The organism is Streptomyces bambusae, assembly GCF_020532645.1.
GTDB classification, from domain to species: domain Bacteria; phylum Actinomycetota; class Actinomycetes; order Streptomycetales; family Streptomycetaceae; genus Streptomyces; species Streptomyces bambusae.
This window is the reverse complement of record NZ_JAJAUZ010000158.1, coordinates 1-438: the sequence shown is the minus strand read 5'-3', so window position 1 is coordinate 438 and position 438 is coordinate 1. Positions and strand designations below refer to the sequence as shown.

1 protein-coding gene is annotated in these 438 nt (G+C 69.2%); it reads right to left on the bottom strand.

Going from position 1 to position 438, the window contains the following annotated elements; genetic code table 11:
• Nucleotides 1–438: vanadium-dependent haloperoxidase (locus tag LG634_RS37625; protein WP_226741051.1), on the bottom strand; the 438-nt coding region annotated here is incomplete at both ends.

Below are 438 nucleotides of genomic sequence, written 5' to 3'. Positions count from 1 at the left end.
CCGTCCTCGGCGTCCCACGGGAAGTGGACCCCGAGCCAGATCCGGCTTTCGGCGTCCTCGCGGGCGGCCTGGCTGAAGCTGGTGAAGGAGCGGGACTTGACGGGTGAGCGGGGGTCGTCGGTGGTCATGGTGAACGCGATCCGGTCGCTGTTGAAGTAGCGCTTCATCACACCTGCCCAGGCGGCGCCGAAGGTGGCGTGGCCGGAGGCCCAGGCGGGGAAGCAGGGGTTGAAGTTGACGCCGGCCTTGTTCTTGAGGAGGGGCTTCCACTCCGGGTCGAGTCCGCCCTCGCGGATGGCGGAGACGGGTCGCCACAGGTCGACGGGGGTCAGGAACTTCACGTCCCGTACGGCGATGCCGGCGTCCGCCATGGCGATCGAGACGAGGGCGAAGAGGCGCGCGTTGGCGTAGGTGCTCAGCCTGCGCTGGGTGGCGATG